This window comes from Acidovorax sp. ACV02 (assembly GCF_014851475.1).
Classification (GTDB): domain Bacteria; phylum Pseudomonadota; class Gammaproteobacteria; order Burkholderiales; family Burkholderiaceae_C; genus Acidovorax; species Acidovorax delafieldii.
Map to the genome: position 1 here is coordinate 162,756 of NZ_JACUZU010000001.1, position 19,650 is coordinate 182,405.

26 protein-coding genes and 1 tRNA gene are annotated in these 19,650 nt (G+C 59.7%); 7 read left to right on the forward strand and 20 right to left on the reverse strand.

Features of this window, described 5'->3' with window-relative positions; all coding sequences use genetic code 11:
- Positions 1-38 precede the first annotated feature (38 nt).
- Both rdgB and hemW read left to right on the forward strand, forming a co-directional pair.
- On the forward strand, positions 39-638 hold the full coding sequence (gene rdgB / locus IB236_RS00825; protein ID WP_056641312.1) for an RdgB/HAM1 family non-canonical purine NTP pyrophosphatase: 600 nt from the start codon (positions 39-41) through the stop codon (positions 636-638).
- Between the two features lie 13 nt (positions 639-651).
- A complete protein-coding gene (gene hemW, locus IB236_RS00830) occupies positions 652-1,899 on the forward strand; it encodes a radical SAM family heme chaperone HemW (protein WP_192418273.1) in 1,248 nt (415 codons plus the stop codon).
- 82 nt (positions 1,900-1,981) lie between these two features.
- On the opposite strand, the gene IB236_RS00835 is transcribed toward hemW, so the two are convergent.
- Positions 1,982-2,314, reverse strand: a complete 333-nt coding sequence (locus IB236_RS00835; RefSeq protein ID WP_370539866.1) for an I78 family peptidase inhibitor — start codon at positions 2,312-2,314, stop codon at positions 1,982-1,984.
- Between the two features lie 340 nt (positions 2,315-2,654).
- On the opposite strand from IB236_RS00835, the gene IB236_RS00840 reads away from it, so the two are divergent.
- A complete protein-coding gene (locus IB236_RS00840) occupies positions 2,655-4,406 on the forward strand; it encodes a diguanylate cyclase domain-containing protein (RefSeq protein ID WP_192418282.1) in 1,752 nt (583 codons plus the stop codon).
- Positions 4,407-4,782: 376 nt separating this feature from the next.
- A complete protein-coding gene (locus IB236_RS00845; protein WP_165836546.1) occupies positions 4,783-4,956 on the forward strand; it encodes a hypothetical protein in 174 nt (57 codons plus the stop codon).
- Between the two features lie 52 nt (positions 4,957-5,008).
- Here the strand turns inward: IB236_RS00845 and IB236_RS00850 are convergent, their stop codons facing one another.
- A complete protein-coding gene (locus IB236_RS00850; protein WP_225580892.1) occupies positions 5,009-5,512 on the reverse strand; it encodes a hypothetical protein in 504 nt (167 codons plus the stop codon).
- 374 nt (positions 5,513-5,886) lie between these two features.
- Positions 5,887-6,366: a GIY-YIG nuclease family protein gene (locus IB236_RS24570; RefSeq protein WP_192418284.1), complete on the reverse strand. Its 480-nt coding sequence runs from the start codon at positions 6,364-6,366 to the stop codon at positions 5,887-5,889.
- A 356-nt stretch (positions 6,367-6,722) separates the two neighbouring features.
- Between IB236_RS24570 and IB236_RS00860 the strand changes: the two genes are divergently transcribed.
- Positions 6,723-8,573: an AAA family ATPase gene (locus tag IB236_RS00860; RefSeq protein ID WP_192418286.1), complete on the forward strand. Its 1,851-nt coding sequence runs from the start codon at positions 6,723-6,725 to the stop codon at positions 8,571-8,573.
- Between the two features lie 265 nt (positions 8,574-8,838).
- On the opposite strand, the gene IB236_RS00865 is transcribed toward IB236_RS00860, so the two are convergent.
- From IB236_RS00865 to IB236_RS00920, 12 genes are all read right to left on the reverse strand, one after another.
- Positions 8,839-9,417, reverse strand: coding sequence for a recombinase family protein (locus IB236_RS00865; RefSeq protein WP_192418288.1), 579 nt, complete (start codon positions 9,415-9,417; stop codon positions 8,839-8,841).
- Positions 9,414-9,860, reverse strand: a complete 447-nt coding sequence (locus IB236_RS00870) for a hypothetical protein (RefSeq protein WP_192418290.1) — start codon at positions 9,858-9,860, stop codon at positions 9,414-9,416. Before IB236_RS00870 ends, IB236_RS00865 begins: the two co-directional genes overlap by 4 nt.
- 160 nt (positions 9,861-10,020) lie before the next feature.
- Positions 10,021-11,211: a zonular occludens toxin domain-containing protein gene (locus tag IB236_RS00875; protein WP_192418292.1), complete on the reverse strand. Its 1,191-nt coding sequence runs from the start codon at positions 11,209-11,211 to the stop codon at positions 10,021-10,023.
- Positions 11,208-11,507: a DUF2523 domain-containing protein gene (locus IB236_RS00880; protein WP_192418294.1), complete on the reverse strand. Its 300-nt coding sequence runs from the start codon at positions 11,505-11,507 to the stop codon at positions 11,208-11,210. Before IB236_RS00880 ends, IB236_RS00875 begins: the two co-directional genes overlap by 4 nt.
- 4 nt (positions 11,508-11,511) lie before the next feature.
- Complete coding sequence (locus IB236_RS00885; protein ID WP_225580893.1) at positions 11,512-12,957, reverse strand: virulence factor TspB C-terminal domain-related protein; 1,446 nt, start codon at positions 12,955-12,957, stop codon at positions 11,512-11,514.
- 348 nt (positions 12,958-13,305) lie between these two features.
- Positions 13,306-13,509 carry a major capsid protein gene (locus IB236_RS00890; protein ID WP_192418298.1) on the reverse strand — a complete coding sequence of 68 codons (204 nt, stop codon included), beginning with the start codon at positions 13,507-13,509 and terminating at the stop codon, positions 13,306-13,308.
- A gap of 1 nt (position 13,510) precedes the next feature.
- A complete protein-coding gene (locus tag IB236_RS00895; RefSeq protein ID WP_192418314.1) occupies positions 13,511-13,723 on the reverse strand; it encodes a hypothetical protein in 213 nt (70 codons plus the stop codon).
- Positions 13,716-13,922: a hypothetical protein gene (locus IB236_RS00900; protein WP_192418316.1), complete on the reverse strand. Its 207-nt coding sequence runs from the start codon at positions 13,920-13,922 to the stop codon at positions 13,716-13,718. Before IB236_RS00900 ends, IB236_RS00895 begins: the two co-directional genes overlap by 8 nt.
- On the reverse strand, positions 13,912-14,133 hold the full coding sequence (locus tag IB236_RS00905; protein ID WP_192418318.1) for a hypothetical protein: 222 nt from the start codon (positions 14,131-14,133) through the stop codon (positions 13,912-13,914). The genes IB236_RS00900 and IB236_RS00905 overlap by 11 nt, the downstream gene beginning before the upstream one ends.
- A gap of 16 nt (positions 14,134-14,149) precedes the next feature.
- A complete protein-coding gene (locus IB236_RS00910; RefSeq protein WP_192418320.1) occupies positions 14,150-14,470 on the reverse strand; it encodes a hypothetical protein in 321 nt (106 codons plus the stop codon).
- Between the two features lie 21 nt (positions 14,471-14,491).
- A complete protein-coding gene (locus tag IB236_RS00915; protein WP_192418322.1) occupies positions 14,492-15,706 on the reverse strand; it encodes a replication initiation factor domain-containing protein in 1,215 nt (404 codons plus the stop codon).
- Positions 15,703-15,918 (reverse strand): hypothetical protein, encoded by a 216-nt coding sequence (locus IB236_RS00920; protein ID WP_192418324.1) that lies wholly within the window; start codon positions 15,916-15,918, stop codon positions 15,703-15,705. The genes IB236_RS00915 and IB236_RS00920 overlap by 4 nt, the downstream gene beginning before the upstream one ends.
- A 33-nt stretch (positions 15,919-15,951) precedes the next feature.
- On the opposite strand from IB236_RS00920, the gene IB236_RS00925 reads away from it, so the two are divergent.
- On the forward strand, positions 15,952-16,458 hold the full coding sequence (locus IB236_RS00925) for a DUF2726 domain-containing protein (protein ID WP_192418326.1): 507 nt from the start codon (positions 15,952-15,954) through the stop codon (positions 16,456-16,458).
- A gap of 230 nt (positions 16,459-16,688) precedes the next feature.
- The gene (locus IB236_RS00930; RefSeq protein WP_192418328.1) at positions 16,689-16,940 is read left to right on the forward strand and encodes a hypothetical protein; all 252 of its coding nucleotides are present in this window, start codon (positions 16,689-16,691) and stop codon (positions 16,938-16,940) included.
- Here the strand turns inward: IB236_RS00930 and IB236_RS00935 are convergent.
- The 5 genes from IB236_RS00935 to IB236_RS00955 all read right to left on the reverse strand — a co-directional run bounded on the left by IB236_RS00935 (position 16,926) and on the right by IB236_RS00955 (position 19,645).
- Positions 16,926-17,013: transfer RNA gene (locus IB236_RS00935), tRNA-Ser, on the reverse strand. The genes IB236_RS00930 and IB236_RS00935 overlap by 15 nt on opposite strands.
- A gap of 19 nt (positions 17,014-17,032) precedes the next feature.
- Positions 17,033-17,713 carry an urease accessory protein UreG gene (gene ureG, locus IB236_RS00940; RefSeq protein ID WP_056060569.1) on the reverse strand — a complete coding sequence of 227 codons (681 nt, stop codon included), beginning with the start codon at positions 17,711-17,713 and terminating at the stop codon, positions 17,033-17,035.
- Complete coding sequence (locus IB236_RS00945; protein WP_192418330.1) at positions 17,710-18,420, reverse strand: urease accessory protein UreF; 711 nt, start codon at positions 18,418-18,420, stop codon at positions 17,710-17,712. The genes ureG and IB236_RS00945 overlap by 4 nt, the downstream gene beginning before the upstream one ends.
- 10 nt (positions 18,421-18,430) lie before the next feature.
- Complete coding sequence (gene ureE, locus IB236_RS00950; RefSeq protein WP_192418332.1) at positions 18,431-19,090, reverse strand: urease accessory protein UreE; 660 nt, start codon at positions 19,088-19,090, stop codon at positions 18,431-18,433.
- Between the two features lie 75 nt (positions 19,091-19,165).
- Positions 19,166-19,645: a GNAT family N-acetyltransferase gene (locus IB236_RS00955; RefSeq protein WP_146872273.1), complete on the reverse strand. Its 480-nt coding sequence runs from the start codon at positions 19,643-19,645 to the stop codon at positions 19,166-19,168.
- Positions 19,646-19,650 lie beyond the last annotated feature (5 nt).

Genomic DNA, 19,650 nt, shown 5'->3' on the forward strand with positions numbered 1-19,650 from the left:
TTGCGCATATTTCACTGGCGCTTGCGGCCATTTTGACCATGAAAATTGTTCTGGCATCCAACAACCGCGGCAAACTGGCCGAGTTGCAGGCCATGTTTGCGCCCCTGGGCGTGGAACTGGTGCGCCAAGCCGACCTGGGTGTGGGTGAGGCCGAGGAGCCCTTCCGCACCTTTGTCGAAAACGCCCTGGCCAAGGCACGGTTTGCATCCGAACACACGGGCTTGCCTGCGCTGGCCGACGATGCCGGCATGTGTGTGGACGCTTTTGGCGGCCTGCCGGGCGTGGACACCGCGTATTACTGCACCCAGTTCGGCTACGAGAAAAGCGACGACAACAACGTGCGCGCCCTGCTGGAGCAACTGCAAGGCGTGACCAATCGCCGCGCCGCCATGGTCAGCACCCTGGTCGCCGTGCGCAGCCCGCAAGACCCGGAGCCGCTGATCGCCGTAGGCCGCGTGGTGGGCGAGATCACCACCGAACCCCGGGGCAGCAACGGCTTTGGCTTCGACCCCGTGATGTTCATCCCTGAGTTCGGCAAGACCTTTGCCGAGCTGCCTGTGGAGGTGAAAAACGCCCACAGCCACCGGGGCCGATCGGCCGCACAGATGCTGGCGCTGATGCGCGAACGCTGGTTGTAGAAGGGCGCTGACCGTGGTTCATATTCCGATCACGCCACAGGCCGAGGCCGAACCTGCCGTGGTGCGCGACATCCAGCACTACATGCGTCCGGGCCTGTTGCAGCTGCCCAGCCTGCCGCCCCTGTCGCTGTACGTACACCTGCCCTGGTGCCTCAAGAAATGTCCGTACTGCGACTTCAACTCGCACGAATTTCGCGCGGATGCCACTGGTGGCGAGGTGCCCGAGCAGCGCTACATCGATGCCCTGATGGCCGACCTGGAGGCCGCGCTGCCCCTGGTCTGGGGGCGGTCCGTGCACAGCATCTTCATCGGCGGCGGCACGCCCAGCCTGTTTTCGCCGGCAGCCATCGACCGGCTGATCGGCGACATCCGCGCCCGCCTGCGGCTGGAGCCAGATTGCGAGATCACGATGGAGGCCAACCCCGGTACGTTCGAGAAAGACCGTTTTCGCGCCTTCCGCGCGGCGGGCGTCACGCGCCTGTCGGTGGGGGTGCAGAGCTTTAACGACCAGCACCTGAAGGCCCTGGGCCGCGTGCACGACCGTTCCCAGGCGATGGCGGCGGTGGAGGAGGCTGCTGCGTCCTTCGACACCTTCAACCTCGACATCATGTACGCCTTGCCGGGCCAGACGCTGCCAGAGCTGGAGCAGGACCTGCGAACGGCGCTGGCCTTCAAGCCGCCGCACATCTCCATCTACCACCTCACCATTGAGCCCAATACCTACTTCGCCAAGTTCCCCCCGGCCATCCCCGAGGACGACCAGGCTTACGCGATGCTTGACCGCATCACCGAGATGACGGGGCAGGCGGGCATGGCGCGGTACGAGATTTCTGCGTATGCGCAGCCGGGCCACCAGTGTTTTCACAACACCAACTACTGGCAGTTTGGCGACTACCTGGGCATCGGCGCGGGCGCGCACAGCAAGCTGAGCTTTGCGCACCGCGTGGTGCGGCAGGTGCGCTTTCGGGACCCCGCGCGCTACATGGACAACGCCCTGGCAGGCCATGCCGTGGCGCAGGACGACGAGGTGCGCCGCGCCGATCTGCCGTTTGAGTACATGCTCAACGCCCTGCGCCTGCGCGAAGGCTTTGCGCTGCAGGACTTCATGGCCCGCACAGGCCTGCCGTTGACCGCCATCGCCAAGGGCCTGGAGACCGCCGAGCGCAAGGGCCTGATCGAGCGCGACATGGCGCGTGTACGGCCTACCGAGCGGGGCTTTGACTTTCTGAGCGATCTGCAGGAGCTGTTCCTGGCGGACTGACGGAGGCTACGTCAAAGCCGGTTTGTGATCTCCCGGGAGATTGTTGGCAGGCCCTCAGGCCATTCAACAGCCGGGGGCAAGCTCAGCCACACTTTGCCGCAAGGATGCGGCCATTGCCGTCTACCTCCAGGTTCAGCCGCTGGGTGTCGTATTCCTTGGTGATGATTTGCCCTGGGCGCAGGATGCGCGCCGTCTGCGCGCCCGAGCGCTGCCGTGCAGACTCCACGATCGATGCTGTGCTGTTTTGTCCCACTGCAAACTGCGCGGGCTGGGCATTGCACATGCCTCCGGGCGCCGTGCCTGTCGGTGCCGTGCTGGCGGGTGGTGCGGGTGTTTGTCCGTAACCCGCACATCCAGTCACAGCTGCTCCCAGGGCCAGGCAACAGGCGACGGCAAAAGGGGTGGTTTTTTTCATCATGCGGCTAGCTCCGGGGTACAAAACACCCACCATAGCGGAACGCAGGCGCGACAGGGTTCCGGTCACGCTATGGATCAGTTTCCAGCCGTAACGACGACGGGGCCTGGCATCCGCGCTGGTCTCGGCTGGTTCTTGACTTGTATCAAGATTTTGTGGTGCTAGCACAACATAAACCGCTGCCTTCAACTTGTCCGTGGCCCTCAGACGGTTTGCTGTAAGTACGGTTCCGCACAATGAAGCGACCGGCGCTGTGCGTCGGCGTTGGCAGACCCCTTGCCACCTGGGCCAGTGTGTTGCACGGGCTTGTGCTGACAGTGCCGTATCCAACCTCCTGACCATGCCTGACGCTTCTCGCCTCCGCCTCATCCGTGCCCTGGGTGACACCCTGGATGGTTTGGACGTGGCGCTGTGCGCGTTTGACGACAGCGACCGCACGGTGGCCTGGAACAGGACCTTCTTCAAGTTCTTCCCAGAGCACGAGGGGCATGTGTACGAGGGCGAGCCCTACGAAGCCAACCTGCGCCGCTTCTATAACCAGCGGCTCGATGCCCAGGAGCTGCCCAACATCGAGCGCTACATCACCGCCGGAGTCGAGCGCCACCGGGCGCAGACCCGCCCCTACAGCTTCGATCACCGGGGGCTGCGCGTGCATGTGTCGTCGTTGCCCATTGAAGGCGTGGGGCGGGTGCGCGTGTGGCGTGCCGAGGCGCTGCCGCTGCAGAGCGCGCAAGCCACGCTCGCTACGCCGGCCGAGGCCGACATCCATGAGCCCGGCTACCTGCGCAGTCCGCTGTTTGAAAGCTCCGAACTGTTTGACCGCATTCCCGATGGGCTGATGATCTGCGCCGAAGATCAGCGCATCCAATGGGTCAACCAGCCCTTTATGCAGATGTATAGCCTGTCGGACCGTACGGCTGCCGCGGGTAAAGCGTTCGACGAGGTGTACCGCCACGCCTGGTCCGTCGAAGGCCAGGGAGATATGGCGCCTTTTTACGACGGCCTGTCGATCTTGCAGGAGCACATGCGTTTTGCGGGGGCGCCGTTTGAGGTGCCCTTGCCCCGCAGCCGCTGGAGCCGCGTCATCGCCAAACAGGGCAGCGACGGCACGGTGTTCTATGCCCATGTGGACATCACCGAACTCAATCGCCAGCAGCGCCTGCTGGCCCAGGCGGAACGCAGCGCCCGCGACAGCGAGGCGCAATTGCGCGAGAAATCCATCTTGCTCGAAGCCACGCTGGAAAACATGGACCAGGGCGTGGCCAAGATCAGTGCCGCCGGTGTCGTCGAACTGTGCAACCGCCGTGCACTGGAGCTGCTGGAGCTGCCCGCCGAGTTGATGGCGTCCAAACCCACGCTGATGAATGTGCTGGCCTACCTGCGCGCTCGCGGTGAGTTCAAGGGTGCCTCCCAAGACATTCAGGACATGCTGCTGCACAGCAACGGTGGAGTCGATCAGCTGCAGGTGTACGACCGCCCCCGGCCCGACGGACGCATCCTGGAGGTCCAGACCGTACCCATCAAAGGCGGGGGAGCGCTGCGCACCTTTACCGACGTCACCCAGCGCAAGCAGGCCGAGCAGCAGATCCGCCACGTCGCAGAGCACGACGGCCTGACGGGCTTGGTGAACCGCACGGCCTTTTTGCAAGCGTTACAGTCCGCCGCCACCGATGTGCACCGCCTGGGCCGTGGCTTTGCCGTGTTGTATGTGGACCTGGACGGTTTCAAACCCATCAACGACCGCTACGGCCACGCGGTGGGCGACCAGTTGCTGGTATGGGTGGCCCGGCAACTGACGCAGGCTGCGCGCGAGGACGACGTGGTGGCGAGGCTGGGCGGTGATGAGTTTGCGTTGTTGCAACGTGGGGTGTCCGACCGCGAAAGCGCCTACCGCTTGGCCGATCGCCTGGTGCAGGCGCTGGGGCAGCCCACCGAGATCGAGGCACACGCCCTGCAAATCGGCGCGTCCGTCGGTATCGTCCTGTCGCCCGGCGACGGAACCGAGGCCGAAGAACTCCTGCGCAAGGCCGATTCCGCGATGTACCTTGCCAAAGCCACTGGACGGGGCTGCGCACGGATCTATGGCACTTGAGCGCTGGGTGAGCGGTGCATTGACCCTATGGCGGCAGCAGGCTGCCAAGCGGTCCGGGACCCGGGGACACACATTTCAGCCCTTGCGCGCGCCTCTGGAGGAATCGGCTCTGTCCTACATGCCCTCACGGGTCACCGTCCTAACATTGCCACGTCGATACCCCTCGACATCCCTCCCGCTTGCATCGTGCAAGTGTTAAGCCCGCAACCTGCGGGCTTTTTTTTGTCCGCCCTTCGGCATCAACACGGGGGTGAAAAAGCGACTGCGTCGTAGGTCTTTTATCGGGCGGCAAAGCCCCGGCGCCCATCTGTTGGCACCATTGCGGAATGGGTGATGTCGTCATCATCCGGCCATCCCAGCGCGCTACATCACAAGAATGATTCTGTACAAACCCGGCACGCAATTTCTCTACAAAGGCAGAACGGTGAGCGTGGACTACGTCATCATCAAACGCACCGGTCTGTGGATTCGTTTGGCGCACAGCGAAGAGGTATGCCGCCCTGAAGATTTGACCCCCATCGCGCCGCAGGGAGCGGGACTGGCGAGGTGAAAGAAAGGCCACACGCAGGGCACAGGCCCGGCGTGGCACCCCACCGAGAGGTCTACTTGAGCTGCTGTGACAACCACAACAGCCCCCAAACGATCGCCACCAGCTGAACCAGGTTGACGGAGAGCGCCGCCGAATGCACGCGGCGAAAGTGGTGAATCGCTCCGTCGCTACTCGCCTCGATCTGTGCACCGAGCTGCTGCATGGCTTGCAACAAGTGCTTGCGCAGCAGCGAGACGATGCAGGCATTGACCGCAACGCCGATGGCAAAGGGGTACCTGCCCCAAAGCGCATAACTGACAAACGCCCCCAGTGACGCCCAGAACGCAGCACGGTAGTACACGTTGAAGAACCCCCGAACGAACCGCGCGTCCAGTGGGGTGTCATGTTTCAGCGTAAGAAGCGGCAGACCGCCCATCAAGAAGTAGGCGGTGGTGACCAGCAGGGCCACCGTGAAAAAGAACGATGCGTAGAGGGCCGACGACAACATCTTTCTCTCCTCGACATGGCTAGTCACTTCAGGCCGCAGGCCCGCACCCAATTTCTCCATCCTGCCCATGGACGCGGCAAGGTTCAGTAAAAACGCAGTCTAGGGGGCAGATGCGTTCTTGTGAATCGGGTTGGGTGAGGGGTGGTCAGCCACAGACATGTTGCTGCACTGGCCTTTGCGCACATTTCGCTGTTGTAGCTGCGCCGGGCCGAGAACTGGCGGAGACTGTGGTTTTCGAACCAAAGTCGAACATGCATGCATGTGAGCTGCCGTTCGCTATTTAGCGCCCGAATCGTCCGGCTAAATTTGGCCTAAAACAGCAAGTGGGATGCAGGAAGGTGTCGGTCACCGTTTCACTTGAGTGGTGACGCCAGACATACGCTCAAAGGGCAGCCAATGACCAACATTCGAGGTAAGGAATGGTCTGCGGGTTGGTTAGGGGGTTAGACATCACTGGCGCCCGGGCCGCTGAACTCCAGGACCTCCCCGCAGTTCATGCAGCTATGAAGAGGGTATTCGGAGATCTGCTGCATACCGCAGAAGCAACCGCAAAATGGGCAACACTCATAGAACTCAAAGTCCGCCCAGGAACAGACGCCAGCGTATTCAGGAATTCCGTCCTTATCGTGGCCGATGATCTCAAAAGCGTCACCTCGCCTCGGTACGAAGCCATTGCTTCTCTGAAGTTCACGAAGGACTTCATCCTGAGAGATTCTGAACCACTCGCCACGAAGTCGGTGCCTAGCGTATCTATCATGAAGATCGCGCTCAAGGGTGTTGTCACTTGCGGCGACCAACCAACCAAGTAGCTGTAGCGTAATTGGATTGCCGGTTTGGAGTTGCCCAACCCGGCGTTTGAGTTCTGCTGCGCGCCCGATCTTGATCGGACCCTCGCAGCCTTCTCGGACGAAGTAGACGGGCATATTGGCAGTGATACCTGACGTGGCGTGTCTCAAAGAACCTGCGGGCTATTCTGGACCCTAATTGCTCTTGGAAGTAGCTTGTAGCCGAGGTTTTTTGAGTTAGCGCTGTTCACAGATCGATGTATAAAAAGTTAGCTCACCGCGACAAGCGCCCACAGGACAAACTACAGCTTGTCAGCAGGAAGGAATCGGGCTCACGCTTGGGGATCCTCCGAGCCCAGTGCAGTCCCTAGCCCATCCGAAATGAGAAAAGTTTTCAAAGACTGTGGTGCGATGGCTATGAACCTTTTGCCTTGATCATTACACCCGGCAAGTGCATCATATGGGCCTGCATAATAATTTCATCCTGAAAATTCATGAAAATTGTCTCTTTGCAACTATCCAATGTTTTGAGCTTCAGATATGTTGAAGACATTAGTACTGCCGATCAAATAATTTTTGATGAAGGCCTAAATATCATCATTGGTGAGAATGGTTCGGGGAAATCGACGGCGCTTGAAGTAGTTAATTTTTTGTTTCGTAGAGTTCTTTATAAACAGTACAACTTTAACTACGATTTCTACGCTCAACGAAACAGTATCAATGTTGATCAGCGGCGGCAGATTTTACAGCCGACAAACGACCAGTCATTCAGAGGTTTTAGGCTGGATCCGAATTGGAACACCGAGGGGTTGCCTCAAACAATCCGAATTGTGATCCGTCTTGATGAAATTGATAAAACAAACATTAGATATCTGCAAGATAAAAAACCAGCGCTTGGTCCTTTGGTCGGGCGCTACAGTACCCGGGCTGATGCTGCAAGGCTAGATTTTGGCGATGTGTATTGCTTGGACATTGTGTTAAATAGAAATGATCAGAATTTCGTTGTTGAGCCTAAAAATTGTGATCGGGACTTTGGATATGAATATTTGACTGACTATCATTTTTTTAAGGAGCTCATATCTATTTACAACTTGGAAAATAACGCTGAACCCATTGATGGACTCTATGAATCATTTACGTTGATCAGTAGCTACAGAAATTACCACTCGTTCAATGTTTCGGTTAGTCTTCGAGATAATCATCCCGCAGTGCAGATCAGGCAGATTCGAAGTGCTGATTACAACAGAAGTTTGAATGCTAATGACAGCTCCGAGCCAGCCATCTTTGGGTTGGTACGTCTCCGAGTGGCGGAGGTGCACTTTGGTCTTGTGTCTCAAAAGTACGATGAGTCCGAGTGTGAGGCCATGGCCAATGATTTGCAGTTTATAAAAGATATAAATAAACGTCTCAAGATTGTCGGCCTGGAGTGCAAGATAAAACTTCTAGACCTTCGAACTTGGCAATACAGATTCGAGTTTCTGGACTTAAGGAGAGATAAGGCTATCTCGGATATTAATAGCCTAAGCGCCGGTCAGAAGGCTATTACGCATCTGGTCTTTGAGGCATATGGAAGAGGTGACTTAAAGGGCGGAGTTGTGATAATCGATGAGCCTGAGATTCATTTGCACTATCAATTTCAACATGAATATCTTCAGGTAATACGAGAGTTAAATGCGCATCAGAATTGTCAGTACATTTTGGTGACGCATTCTGAGGCGCTCATAAACTCAACAACCATCAGCAGCGTCCGCCGATTTTCTTTGAATAATGACGGCTGCACCGAGATTAGATTTCCTAGTCTTACTGCACAGCAAAAACTTTTAATTCGTATTCTGGACAATACAAGATCGACTTATGCATTTTTTGCGAAAAAGGTTGTTTTGGTCGAGGGTGATTCCGACAGATTTTTTTTCAAAGCACTGCTGCAGTCGCTGCATCAAGAACTAGATCAGGAAATAGCTATACTGCATGTTGGGGGTAAATCTGAACTTGCGCCATGGACCGGTCTCTTTGAAAAATTCGGACTCATTGTCTATCGAATCGCCGACCTTGACTATTCCTACAATCTATTCTACAGAGACGATCTAAAGATAGGCTTGAAGACGCAAGATGCGGTGACGCAGTTTAAAGTAGTACATCCAGACTGCGATGCCCTAATTGAAGCTGAGTACTCGAACAGAACTTACATTTTGAAGAATGGTGACCTCGAATCCTATCTGAATATCGGCAAGGACTTGGGGGATGTCATCAATTTTTGCTCTGAAAAACTGCCAAACTTCTTGCAAGATGAATTGAATCCGAAAAGTGTAGAAATGCGGGAAATTATAAGAATGATTGCCGCGTGACGGTGAGTTATATATTCTGGTTAACGGCAAAAACCAAGCTTCAGAAGAATCCTGATTTTAATATTTATCAAAGTAAGCACGCTTTGATATAGCATCTACCATTGTCCAAAACGTCAGGCCAAATTATTGAAGTGCGTTGAATATAGCGTCTGTGCCATCCGCAAATAGTCAGTTTCCAGCCCTTTCTGCTACTGCTGGCCCTGGTTAATTGCATGCGCGATAACAGCGGGGTGTAAGGGGAAAAACCAACGGCACTTCCATAAAGCTATCTGAGGCTGCTGTGGTCGGGTTTGGTGACACGATAGATGGCGCGCTTCACGCTGGATGTGTGCACGTCGAAGTGGTCCGCCAGGGCCTGCATGGTGTAGTTGCCTGAGAGGTACATGCGCACCAGTTTGGCCTCGGTTTTTTCGGGCATGGCGCGTGCCCTTCCGAACTTCTGACCCCGAGCTTTTGCGGCTTCAAATCCAGCAGCGCAACGCTCGCGGATCATGGCTCTTTCGAACTCAGCGAAGGCGCCCAGCATGTGGCAAAACATGCGGCCTGCGGGGGTGCTGGTGTCTATCGACTCTGTGAGGCTGCGGAATGCAACGCTGGATTGCTCCAGCGATTCCAGCAGCCGCAGGAGGTCCCGCAGGCTGCGGGAGAGGCGGTCCAGTTTGTAGACCACCAGCACGTCACCTGGACGCAGTTTTGAAAGGAGCGCTTGGAGCTCAGGGCGTCGCGCGACGCCGCTGCGCTTCTCTTGCACAACGTGTTTGATTCCTGCGCGTTTGAATGCCGCGAGCTGGACGGCGGTGTTTTGCTCGGTGGTGGAGACGCGCGCGTATCCGTAGACCGTCAACGGTCCATGTACTGGCTCTCAAAGCGTTTGCGAGCGGCCATGTATTCGTTGGCGCACGCTGTAGTGCCTGAGTCCAGTTTGCAGTTTGGAGAGGGTTGGTGGAATCTTGCCCATGCGTCCTCTTTCCGCTGTCGTCTTTCGTACTCAAGCCGGTTTTCAAGGGCTTGTGCGGCGCGTAGGCCTTCGATGCGCTGGCGCTCTTCCTCTTTGGCCTGCTGGTTCAGTTCGTGCTGCTTGGCAATCTCCGCATTCGTGCGTGCGGCTTGGGCCTTGATCTCTTGAGAGGCTTTGCGCAGTGCTTCTTCCGCTCGATAGGTCAGGATTGCTTCGTAGGTGAAGGCGGCTGCAAGCCCGCCAATAAACACGCCAAGGGCGATCTTGAATACATCAAACAAGAATTTGCCGGTGTCTTCTTCGTCAGGTCGAAACGGACGCCTGTTCATGCTCTCTCTCCTTGCAATGAGTGTATCTGCGCGCAGTAGCAGAGGGCACGAGTTGCACGCTGGTCTTCCATGGTGCCCTGCGGCCCCATACCCCCGCCCCAGCCCTGCGCCACATGGGCTATGGGCTGGGTCCCCGTTGTCTATCAGTGAAGAAGGGGACTCACTGCGTCAAGCTGGAGCGCGTCTGAGCATTGCGAGCGGCAAGGCCCTGCGCCCACTCGGAGACCGGCTGCACCTGTGCATGTTTGTGGGCAGGGTCTGGTGCTGGCGCGGCACGAACCGGGGCTGCTTGGGCCATTTGCTGGGCCGCTTGTGGCATGTTGCGGCCCTGCTGATAGTCGCCCCTGTCGCGGTGGCTGTATTCGCCCTTGCTGGCCGTTTTCCAGTCCATGAAGAAGCCTTGCGCCACGATCTGCAGGCACACCGCGCCGCTCACCTGAAGTAGCGTGGCCTGCTGGGTGTAGCACTTGCAGGTTTTGCCCATCTGGACGCACGCTGCAGGGTATGGGGCCTCCGTCGGCTTGGTCACTTCGTCATAGGCTGGCGCTGTGTGCGCAAAGTCCTGCAGCCGAGGCACACGGTGCGCAATGTATTCATCGGCGGTCATCACTTGGGCGACTTGCCGCATGTTCGGATTGCCCGAGTTGGCGCCGTTTGTGCCTGGCACGTTGGCTACCGTTTCTGTAGCTGGCTTGGCCTGCTTGGTGGCGTTCTTGTAAACGCCAGTGATCGCAAAGTACAGGGCAGCAGGAACAGCGATGGCGCACGCGGCCAGGACGTAGACGGCCCGAGGGATTTTCTTTTTCCCGGTGTGCAGGCTGGCCGAGCGATACCAGTTGTAGACCTCTTTCGGATAGCCGACCATCGAGACTTCACCGCGTGCCCCTGCCCCTGGTTCTTCGCACTTCATGTCAGGACTTGCGAAGCGCAGGACGCTGACCACATCGGCGCCAAAGGCACGTTTCAGGTGGCGGTGCCATGAAGGCTTGTCGATCAGACGACGGACAAACACATCGATCAGCGATGGGTGCGGGCAGATCATCCAGAAGTCGAAACCGCGCCGCCGCCGATGCTGGGCGATGGCCTGGACGTAGTCGGGAACATCAGAGCCAGAGCGCCGCAATGGGAACTCATTCTGGCACTCGTCCATGATGCAGATGGAGCCATCAGGCAGGTCTTGCCACTTCTTGGGGTCGAACTTCTGCCAGCCGAATTCCGCGGCCTTGGCATCGTCCATGTCGAAGCCGTGATAGTAGACCGGGCGGTTTTCCTTGATCTGCTGGGCGCGTACATCCTTGAGGGTGAGCAGCGTTTTGCCCGCGCCGTTGGCACCAGTGGTCAGGTAAATCATTTCATCACCCATTTCTTGAAGCTGTCGCCGCTAATGCCGCTGACGATGGCCCGGGCCGCGATCGCGCTGGTGATGATGCTGATGCACACCCCTACTTTCATGAAGCCAATCAGGCCGATCATTTCAGCGGGCAGGCCACCGAGCGCGGAGAGTGCCCCGGCCTTCATCCAGTCGAGGGATGTGGACACGCCGGTATAGGTCACTACGCTGATTCCCAGGGCGATCAGGATGCGGCCCGCGAGGGTGCCAACGAGGTTGATCAACATGCCGCCGATGGCAGCAACAAAAATGGGCATGGTGTTATCCCCTTGTGACGATGCGGGCGGCCATGAGCATCGACACGGCCACCAAGATATTGCCGAGCATGGCAAGGTACTGGCAGAGGTTGGAAAGGGGTAAGGAAACGCCATGGCCCCACACGGTGATGCTCAAATCTCCGATGCAGCCACCACCGCCGAGCGGGTCCGATGTGTCGATGCGACCGCTCAGGCTGATGGTTTCGTTTCCGGGTAGATCGCCGGTCTGGTTGCCGGTCTTGCCCTTGTTCGCGTTGTAGAGGTCAGATTCCGCGCTGGTGTCGTCGAACAGCTTGCAGTTACGGCGGTACTGCTCTTTGGCTATCGCGCACTGGATGGCATCGCCTTCACAGGCAAAGCCAGCCATGCAGGAGCCACCAAAGCCGCTGCCGTCCTCGCCATCGCCATTCCCGTTGCCACCGCCGCCAGTGCCACCGCCACCGGTACCACCACCGCCGCCCGATGGAGGCTCTGTGTACACGCACTTGCCGTTGATCTTCACTGAGCCTTCGGGGCACTTTCCATCACCGTCAGGCGGTGCCGGGTCTTTGATGCACCAACTCCCGCTTTTGTGGGTTCCGGGCGGGCATCCACCATCGGGCGCCGGAGGGATGACGATTGGCGGGGGATAGGTGGGGCCATTGGTGCCAGAGCCAGAGCCGGAGCCACCATTGCCCGTGCCTGTACCGCCGCCACCTGTGCCGGTGCCTGTGCCGCCATCACCGGTGCCCGTACCTGTGCCACCGCCGCCCGTGCCAGTACCTGTGCCGCCGCCACCTGTGCCAGTGCCGCCGCCACCTGTGCCCGTACCAGTGCCGCCGCCACCTGTACCTGTGCCACCAGAGCCAGTGCCATTTGAACCATTACCGCCGCCACCAGTGCCAGGGCCAGAACCATTGCCACCATTGTTTCCGCCAGCATCGCCGCTGCCATTGCCGCCGCCTGTGCCTCCATTGCCACCGGAGCAGGTGGCACCTGTGAAGGTGCCCGCACCAGTACAGCTCTCAATGCCGTCAATCTTGACGCAGATGGTGGGCTTGATACGCACTTGGCAATTCATGCCATCGGACATTTCGCAAAGATAGGTGACGCTATCGCTCAGATCCGTGTAGTCACCTGCGGAGGCGCCCGCCTTGCATTTGTTTTTCTTGCACACGCCATTGATGCGGGTTTCACCGGCAGGGCACGGCGGGTCTTTGACGCACACACCATTGACGCGGGTTTCATCGGGTTTGCAGTCGTTTGGAACGCATGCACCGCCCTGTTCGTGGGTGCCCTCTGGGCAAGCTGGCGGCTTGCACTGGCCGTCCTTTTCAACGAGTGGAGCGGTACAAGTGCAGGTAGCACCAGTGGCGGTAGAACCTTCGGGGCAGGAGTTCCCGCGATTGGTGGCGTTGTACTCATTCGAGGTGACATACGCGCCAGTGCTGGCTGAATAGCTGTCAATCAAGCAAGTGGTACCACCGGAGCGAGGGGTGTAGGTGCGCGATGGATTGGGGCCTGCCATGGCAGCGGCAATAGCTGCACACAGGGAGTCTTTGGACCCGTAAGCCTGCGCACTTGCGGCTGGCATATACGGCGCATTGTTGGAGTACCAAGAGCCCTGGGGAGACAGAGCGTGTGCAACGTTGCCGAAGCAGAAGATGAACAGCAGGGCTAGGCGATAAAGATTAGCCATGCGGCCCCCAAGATTGCGATGATGACGAAGAGGCCCATTTGTTTTGCACCTTGAAGAAGCCCACCGCGTGAGCTTTTGCAAGGCCCCTGCCGGCCGGTCAGGGACACATGCGAGGGCCGCTTAGGACAGGGCTTGACGCACCCACTTAAAGGCCTTGACGCCCACGTGCAGGATGAGCACGGCAGCGCCGACAGCGGCGATAGGTGCAGCCTGCAGAGCAATGTCAGCAGTGACGGCGGTCACGTCCACGGCTGCGGCGTTTGCAGCAGCAGCACCGGCCAGAGCGACAACGGCGACGAGCGAGCGATTGAAGGTTTTTTGCATGTCAGTTTTCCTCTTTGGTAGTTGATGAATTGCCGTCGATGTGCAGGGCGCGGATGAGCATGCGAAATGCCCAGCCGACAGCCCAGACCGCGAGGACGGCGCCCGCGATGGCTGCTCCATCCGCTGTGTCGAGTTGCAGCGGAGGGAGGCTTAATTCATGCACCACAGTCACCGTGCAGGTGCTGGGGCATTCGATGACGGTGGGGTCAGCCACGAGGCATGGCCCGAAAGATTGATTGCGCCCGAATGCGTGCCTGGGCGATGCGTTCGGCTGTGCTGGCGCGAGAGCGCAGACGCTCAGAGAGGGCGACTACTGCGCCATGCACCAGCACAAACAGCAGACCGCCGACGAAGCCCGCCAGGAGGGCGAGCATTGCCACGCGCTGGGCGAAGAATGCGAGGTCAATTTCCAAGGTGTGGCTCCTGCTTTTTGTAGAGGTCGTCCAGGTCGATGACCTGTGGCCGGTGGAATGGCTCGGTGTGGTCCTCGATAAGCTGCACACAGGTTTCGAGGTCTTCCACCACAGCGGCTTCGCAGAGCAACATGACCCACTCCGGCTGGCCGTCCTCGAAAGACGGCGCGAGGAAAGCGCCTGTTGTGCGGGACTGAATCACGTTGCGCATGGGGTGCCTTGTGGCCTTACGCGGCCTTGGCCGTGGCTGCAGGCTTGATCGCAAGCAGCGTCAATTTCGTGGTGTTCTCAGAACCGGCCACGATGTCGAATTCGCACTCGCACATGACGCCGCCAAGGGGCCACGCGTTCTTGAGGTGTGCCCACTTCTGGAACTCTGTGGAGTCACCGAGCTTGAACGGGCGAGTGACGACGCCGATGGATTCACCACTGCTGGTTTGGGCAATGTCCACGGACAGGTGGAAGGTGGTGGAGTCGAAGGGACGGCCTTCAATCTCACCCTTGGATTGCTTGATACCGTGCAACACGGCTTTGCTGGTCATCTTCATTTTTTGATCCTTGGTTACGGCCTAAGCTGGTTGCATCCCGGACCGGCCACGCCCAGGTGCGAGAACACGATGGAAGGCGCGATCAAACGCGCCTGCGATCTCGTTTTCGTTGAAGCGCTGGAGTCGTCCAGGCGCTTTTTTGTGGAAGAGGATTTCTTCGATGAACTGCGTGTTGCCGAGGTGCTTGAAGCACAGCGCGATGCTTGGCGCGGCGGTGTCCATGAGCCACTGCACGTTGCGCTTGACCTCGGCGCAGATGGTTTCAGCGGCGAGGCGCTGCGTGGTGCGTACTGGCTCAGGTGTGGCCTGTGAACCGGCTTCGCGCAGCATGGCGGCGTGCCAGTCACTGGCCCCTGCGAAGAAGTCGGCGGGACGGCGCAGCATGTCCGACGACAGCACGCGCAGCTTGTTTCCATAGCGCAACTCAACGCGCAGCCATGGGCTGAAATCCTTGGGGCCGAAGAGTTGGTGGCCCTTTTCGTACACGTTGGTTTGTTTGCCCGCTTCCTTGCTGCCGAAGTAGAAGGACCGGGCGCGACCGTTGCACCAATCGCCAACCTGATTGCAGCTGGGCGTGCGGCCATGGTGGTCCATCAACCCGGCCTTGTAGTCGGCCTGCACGCGGTCCATGCCACCTGTGAAGCCGTCGAAGAAATCGAGGGCGAGGTCTACGCGGGTGATCGTGGCTTCGGTGCGCTCCACGATGGCGGCAAGGCGCTGATTGAAGCCGTGACGAGCGAAGGTGCAGGCGGTGCCGTAGAGGTTGCAGTGAATGGTGCGGGCCTGCGCGTGCTGGCGTGGGCTGTCGCCGCTGGAGAGGTAGCCAACCCAACCGCACTCGACCTCATTGCGCACGATGGACCAGCGGAAGCGATAGAAGTCGTGGCCCTTGCGGATTTCAGGGAACACGCTGAACTCGGGGCCGAGGGCTTCGCATGCTTGCTCGGCGAGGGCCTTGGCCTGGACGCTGGCCGCGAAGTCTGCATCGGGCATGTCTCTCAGCAGTTCGGCAAGACGTGCAGCGCGCTCAACGTGGGGCACATCGTCGGACCAGCGCGCACCGTCGTGCAGCGGGAACAGGTCTTCAATCGTGGGCGTGGGCGCGTTGCGCAGGTTGCAGGTGAAGCGGACCCAATCGACGTGAACGGGTTGCTTCGTTTTGGTCCGCTCTGCGGTGAGGCGCAGCTTTACCTCATTGCCGTCCAGGACGAGGTCGGTTTTCTTTGCGCGGGTCATGCTTGTGACTCGTTCAGGTTCTCCCCGTGATTACCAACGGGGAGGGTTTGGATACCGCGCGACGCTGCCGCGCCCGCGCTCCGCTTGCTGGGCGCGGCTGCGGCGCGCTGCTGCATGCCCTCAACGAGGGTGGCGATGGAATGCCATGTGTTGAGCATTCCGGCGCCGGATTGGCCCTTGATTCCGTCAAGCGTCTTGCTGGTGCCGCTCATGCGAAACTCCCTTCGAAAAAGGAGGGGGTAACAATGAAGTCATTGCTGGTGTTGCTCGGCGCCCTGGTGTTGATAGTTGTCGGCGCCGCATTGGTGGCGGCAGCCAACAAGAAGAGCGCAGGCACTGCAGAGAGGCCTAAGCGAAAGTCGCTGCTGACAGAGCGCGAGCAGGCGATGTACAACCGACTCGTGCAGGCGCTGCCAGAGCGGGTCGTCCTGGCACAGGTCAGCTTTAGTGCGCTGTTGACTGCACGCGCATACGCAGTCCGCAACACGTTCGACAGAAAGGTCGCAGACTTCGTCGTCTGTGATGCTGCTTTCCAAGTGATAGCAGTCGTTGAGTTGGACGACAGCAGCCACAAAGGCCGCGCGAAGGAGGACAGTGCGCGTGACGCTTTGCTGTCAGACGCTGGGTACCGAGTGATTCGGTATCCGCGTGTGCCTGACATTGACCGGGTGAAGTCAGACTTGGCCGTCGTCCCCGCATCTGAGCAAACAACGGTGCCTGCAGAGCTACTTGAAATGCGAGCCGAACGATAGTCTGCTTGCAGGGTGCACACCCCCAGCCAAGACGCTGCAGGAGCCGCCACAGCGCTTGCAGCGCCTCTGGTGGCAAGGGGTGTGCAAACCCGAGGTCTGAAATTCATGGCGGCTCCGTGCGTATTGAAATGGTTTCAATAGGCCGGATGTTGAAAGCCTTTCAAACAACCGCAAAGCGCTTTGTGGTGAAATCCCCTCAATATTGAAGGGTTCTAAACATGCCTCAGACGATGGATTTGCTGCAGAAAGCGCTGGTCGTGAAGAACGCTGCCGCGTGGTCGCGAGAGTTCAACATCACTCCCGGAGCGCTGTCACACGCAATCAAGCAGGGACGGCTAAGCCCAGTGCTTGCTGGAAACTTTGCTATCGAATTGGGAGAGGAGCCCGAACCGTGGATGGCCATTGCGGCCATGGAGGCAGAGAAGGAAAGCGAGCTGCTTGCACGGTTGAAAAACCGCGTCAAGGCATGGCGGAGACTGTGAGATTCGAACTCACGGACGGTTGCCCGTCGGCAGTTTTCAAGACTGCTGGTTTAAACCACTCACCCAAGTCTCCGGGAGGGAAGGCGCGAATTCTAGCCGACTGCGGGTGCTGATTTTTTCAGCATGCCCCGGGTCTCGATGAACTTGACCACATCGGCCACGCCGGCCAGGGTTTTGAGGTTGGTCATCACAAACGGCTTGAGGCCCTGGGCGTTGGTGCGCATGCGGGTGGTGTCGGCGTGCATCACATCCAGGTTGGCGCCCACGTGGGGGGCCAAGTCGGTCTTGTTGATGATGAACAGGTCGCTTTTGGTGATGCCAGGGCCGCCCTTGCGGGGGATTTTTTCGCCAGCGGCCACATCGATGACGTAGATGGTGAGGTCGCTCAGCTCGGGGCTGAAGGTGGCGGCCAGGTTGTCGCCGCCGCTTTCCACAAACACGATGTCGGCGTTGGGGAACTCGCCCAGCATGCGGTCGATGGCTTCGAGGTTGATGGAGCAGTCCTCGCGGATGGCGGTGTGGGGGCAGCCGCCGGTTTCCACGCCCAGGATGCGCTCGGCGGGCAGCGCGCCGCTCACGGTGAGCAGGCGCTGGTCTTCCTTGGTGTAGATGTCGTTGGTGATGGCGATGAGGTCGTAGTCATCGCGCATGGTCTTGCACAGCATTTCCAGCAGCGTGGTCTTGCCGGAGCCGACGGGGCCACCGATGCCCACGCGAAGGGGCGGCAGATTCTTGGTGCGGTTCGGGACGTGGTGCAGGTTGCTGGTGGTCATGATCGGAAGAGGCGGGAGTATTGGGTTTCGTGCTGGGCTGACAGGATGGCGAGCATGGGCGAAAAGGCCTGGCGCTCGCTGTCCATCAACCCGATGGCATGGTCGGCTGCGGCTGGGATGGCATCGGCCAGCCGGGCCAGGATGCGCTGGCCGGCGCTTTGGCCCAGCTGCATGGATTTGAGGGCGGCCTGCACCATGTTCTCCGCCCAGCCAAAAGCGTAGGCCAGCAGGACATCGCGCACGGGCGCCTGGGTGGTGGATGCGGCCAGTGCGAATGCCACAGGGTAGGTGGGGGGTAATGCGGCCAGGTGGCGCACGGCGGGCATCAGGGTCTCGTCGCCCTGGTTCTGATTGCGCAGCCAGTCGGCCATCGATCGGCCCATTTGCTCGGTCTGCAGGCGCAGTTCGCTCGTTTCTCGGGTGTGCAGCACCCAGTCGTTGAGTTCGCGCACATGCGCCCAGTCGGCGCGCCGCCACGCACCCACAGCCTTGGCGACGAGGGCCATGTCGCCCCGGGCCTGGGTGATGTGGAGCTGGTCCTGCAGCCAGTCACCCACGGCGGTTTCGCTGGCGAGGCCCACATTTTCAATGGCGCTTTCCAGCCCCTCGGAATACGAAAACCCGCCCACCGGCAGTGCAGGGGAGGCCAGCCACATCAGCTGCAAAAAGCTGGCGGCCGGCAGCGGCGTGGGGCGGTCCAGGCGCATGGGCAGTGGCTCAGTGGTCGTGGTTGCAGTTCGGGCCGTGCACGTGCCCTTGGGCCACCACGGGGATGGACACCGTGCGGCCTCGGGCCGGGGGCGTGGCCGCAGCCGGTACCTCTGTGTGCGTGTGCCCGTGGTCATGGCCATGATCGTGCGCGTGAGCATGCTCGTGGTCGTGGCTATGGCCGTGACCCCCATAGTGGTGCCCGCCGCCATGCCCCGCAGCATAGGCACCGCCTTCGGGTTCAAACGGCAGGTTTTGCTCGTTCACGATGAGGTGCATGGCGCGCAGCATGTCGGCCAGCACGTGGTCAGGCTCGATCTTGAGGTGGTCGGGCTGCAGCTCGATGGGCACGTGGCGGTTGCCCAGGTGGTAGGCGGCGCGGGTCAGGTCAAACGGTGTGCCGTGTTGTTGGCAGTGGGTGATGACCAGCACCGGCTGCGGCGCTGCGATCACGCGCACCATGGAACCGTCTTCGGCCACCAGCACATCGCCGCCGCGCACCAGGGTGCCACGGGGCAGGAAGATGCCCAGTTCGCGTCCGGCCGAGTCGGTGGCTGCAAAGCGGCTTTTCTGGCGCACGTCCCAGTCCAGCTCGATGGTGGTGGCGCGCTTGAGCAGTACGGGAGCGAGGCCTTGGCCTTGGGGAAGAAGTTTGGAGACCTGAATCATGGCAAGAGGGAAGGGCGGAGCCGGATAGGCGAGGTCAACATTGTGGCCCTGGCCGAAAGGCGATGCGCGGATGCGCTACAGGGCACGGCTCATGTAGCGGCTGTGGGGATCGGGCCGGTAGCTGCCGAATGGTGCACAGTCGGTAAATCCATAGCGCAGGTACAGCTGGTGCGCGGGTTCAAAGAAGGGCTGGGTGCCCGTTTCCAGGCTGATGCGCTGGTAGCCCAGGTCCACCGCCTGGCCCAGGATGTGTTCCAGCACGGCCCGGCCCACCCCCTGGCCACGCACGCTGGCTGCTGTGCGCATGGACTTGAGTTCGGCATGGTCGGCATCCAGGTGCTTGAGTGCACCGGTACCCACCAACTCGCCCTCGCCGCGCCAGGCCGTCCAGAAGCGGATCTCAGGCTGGCGCAGTTGCACCATGTCGAGCGCGTGCACGCTCTCAGGTGGCGAGGTGGCACGCATGTCCTTCAAATGCTCCTGCATGAAGGCTTCGATGCGGGGATCGGTCAGGTCGTCCAGGCGGATCCGCAGGTCTTGCAGCAAGGCGTTCATGGGAA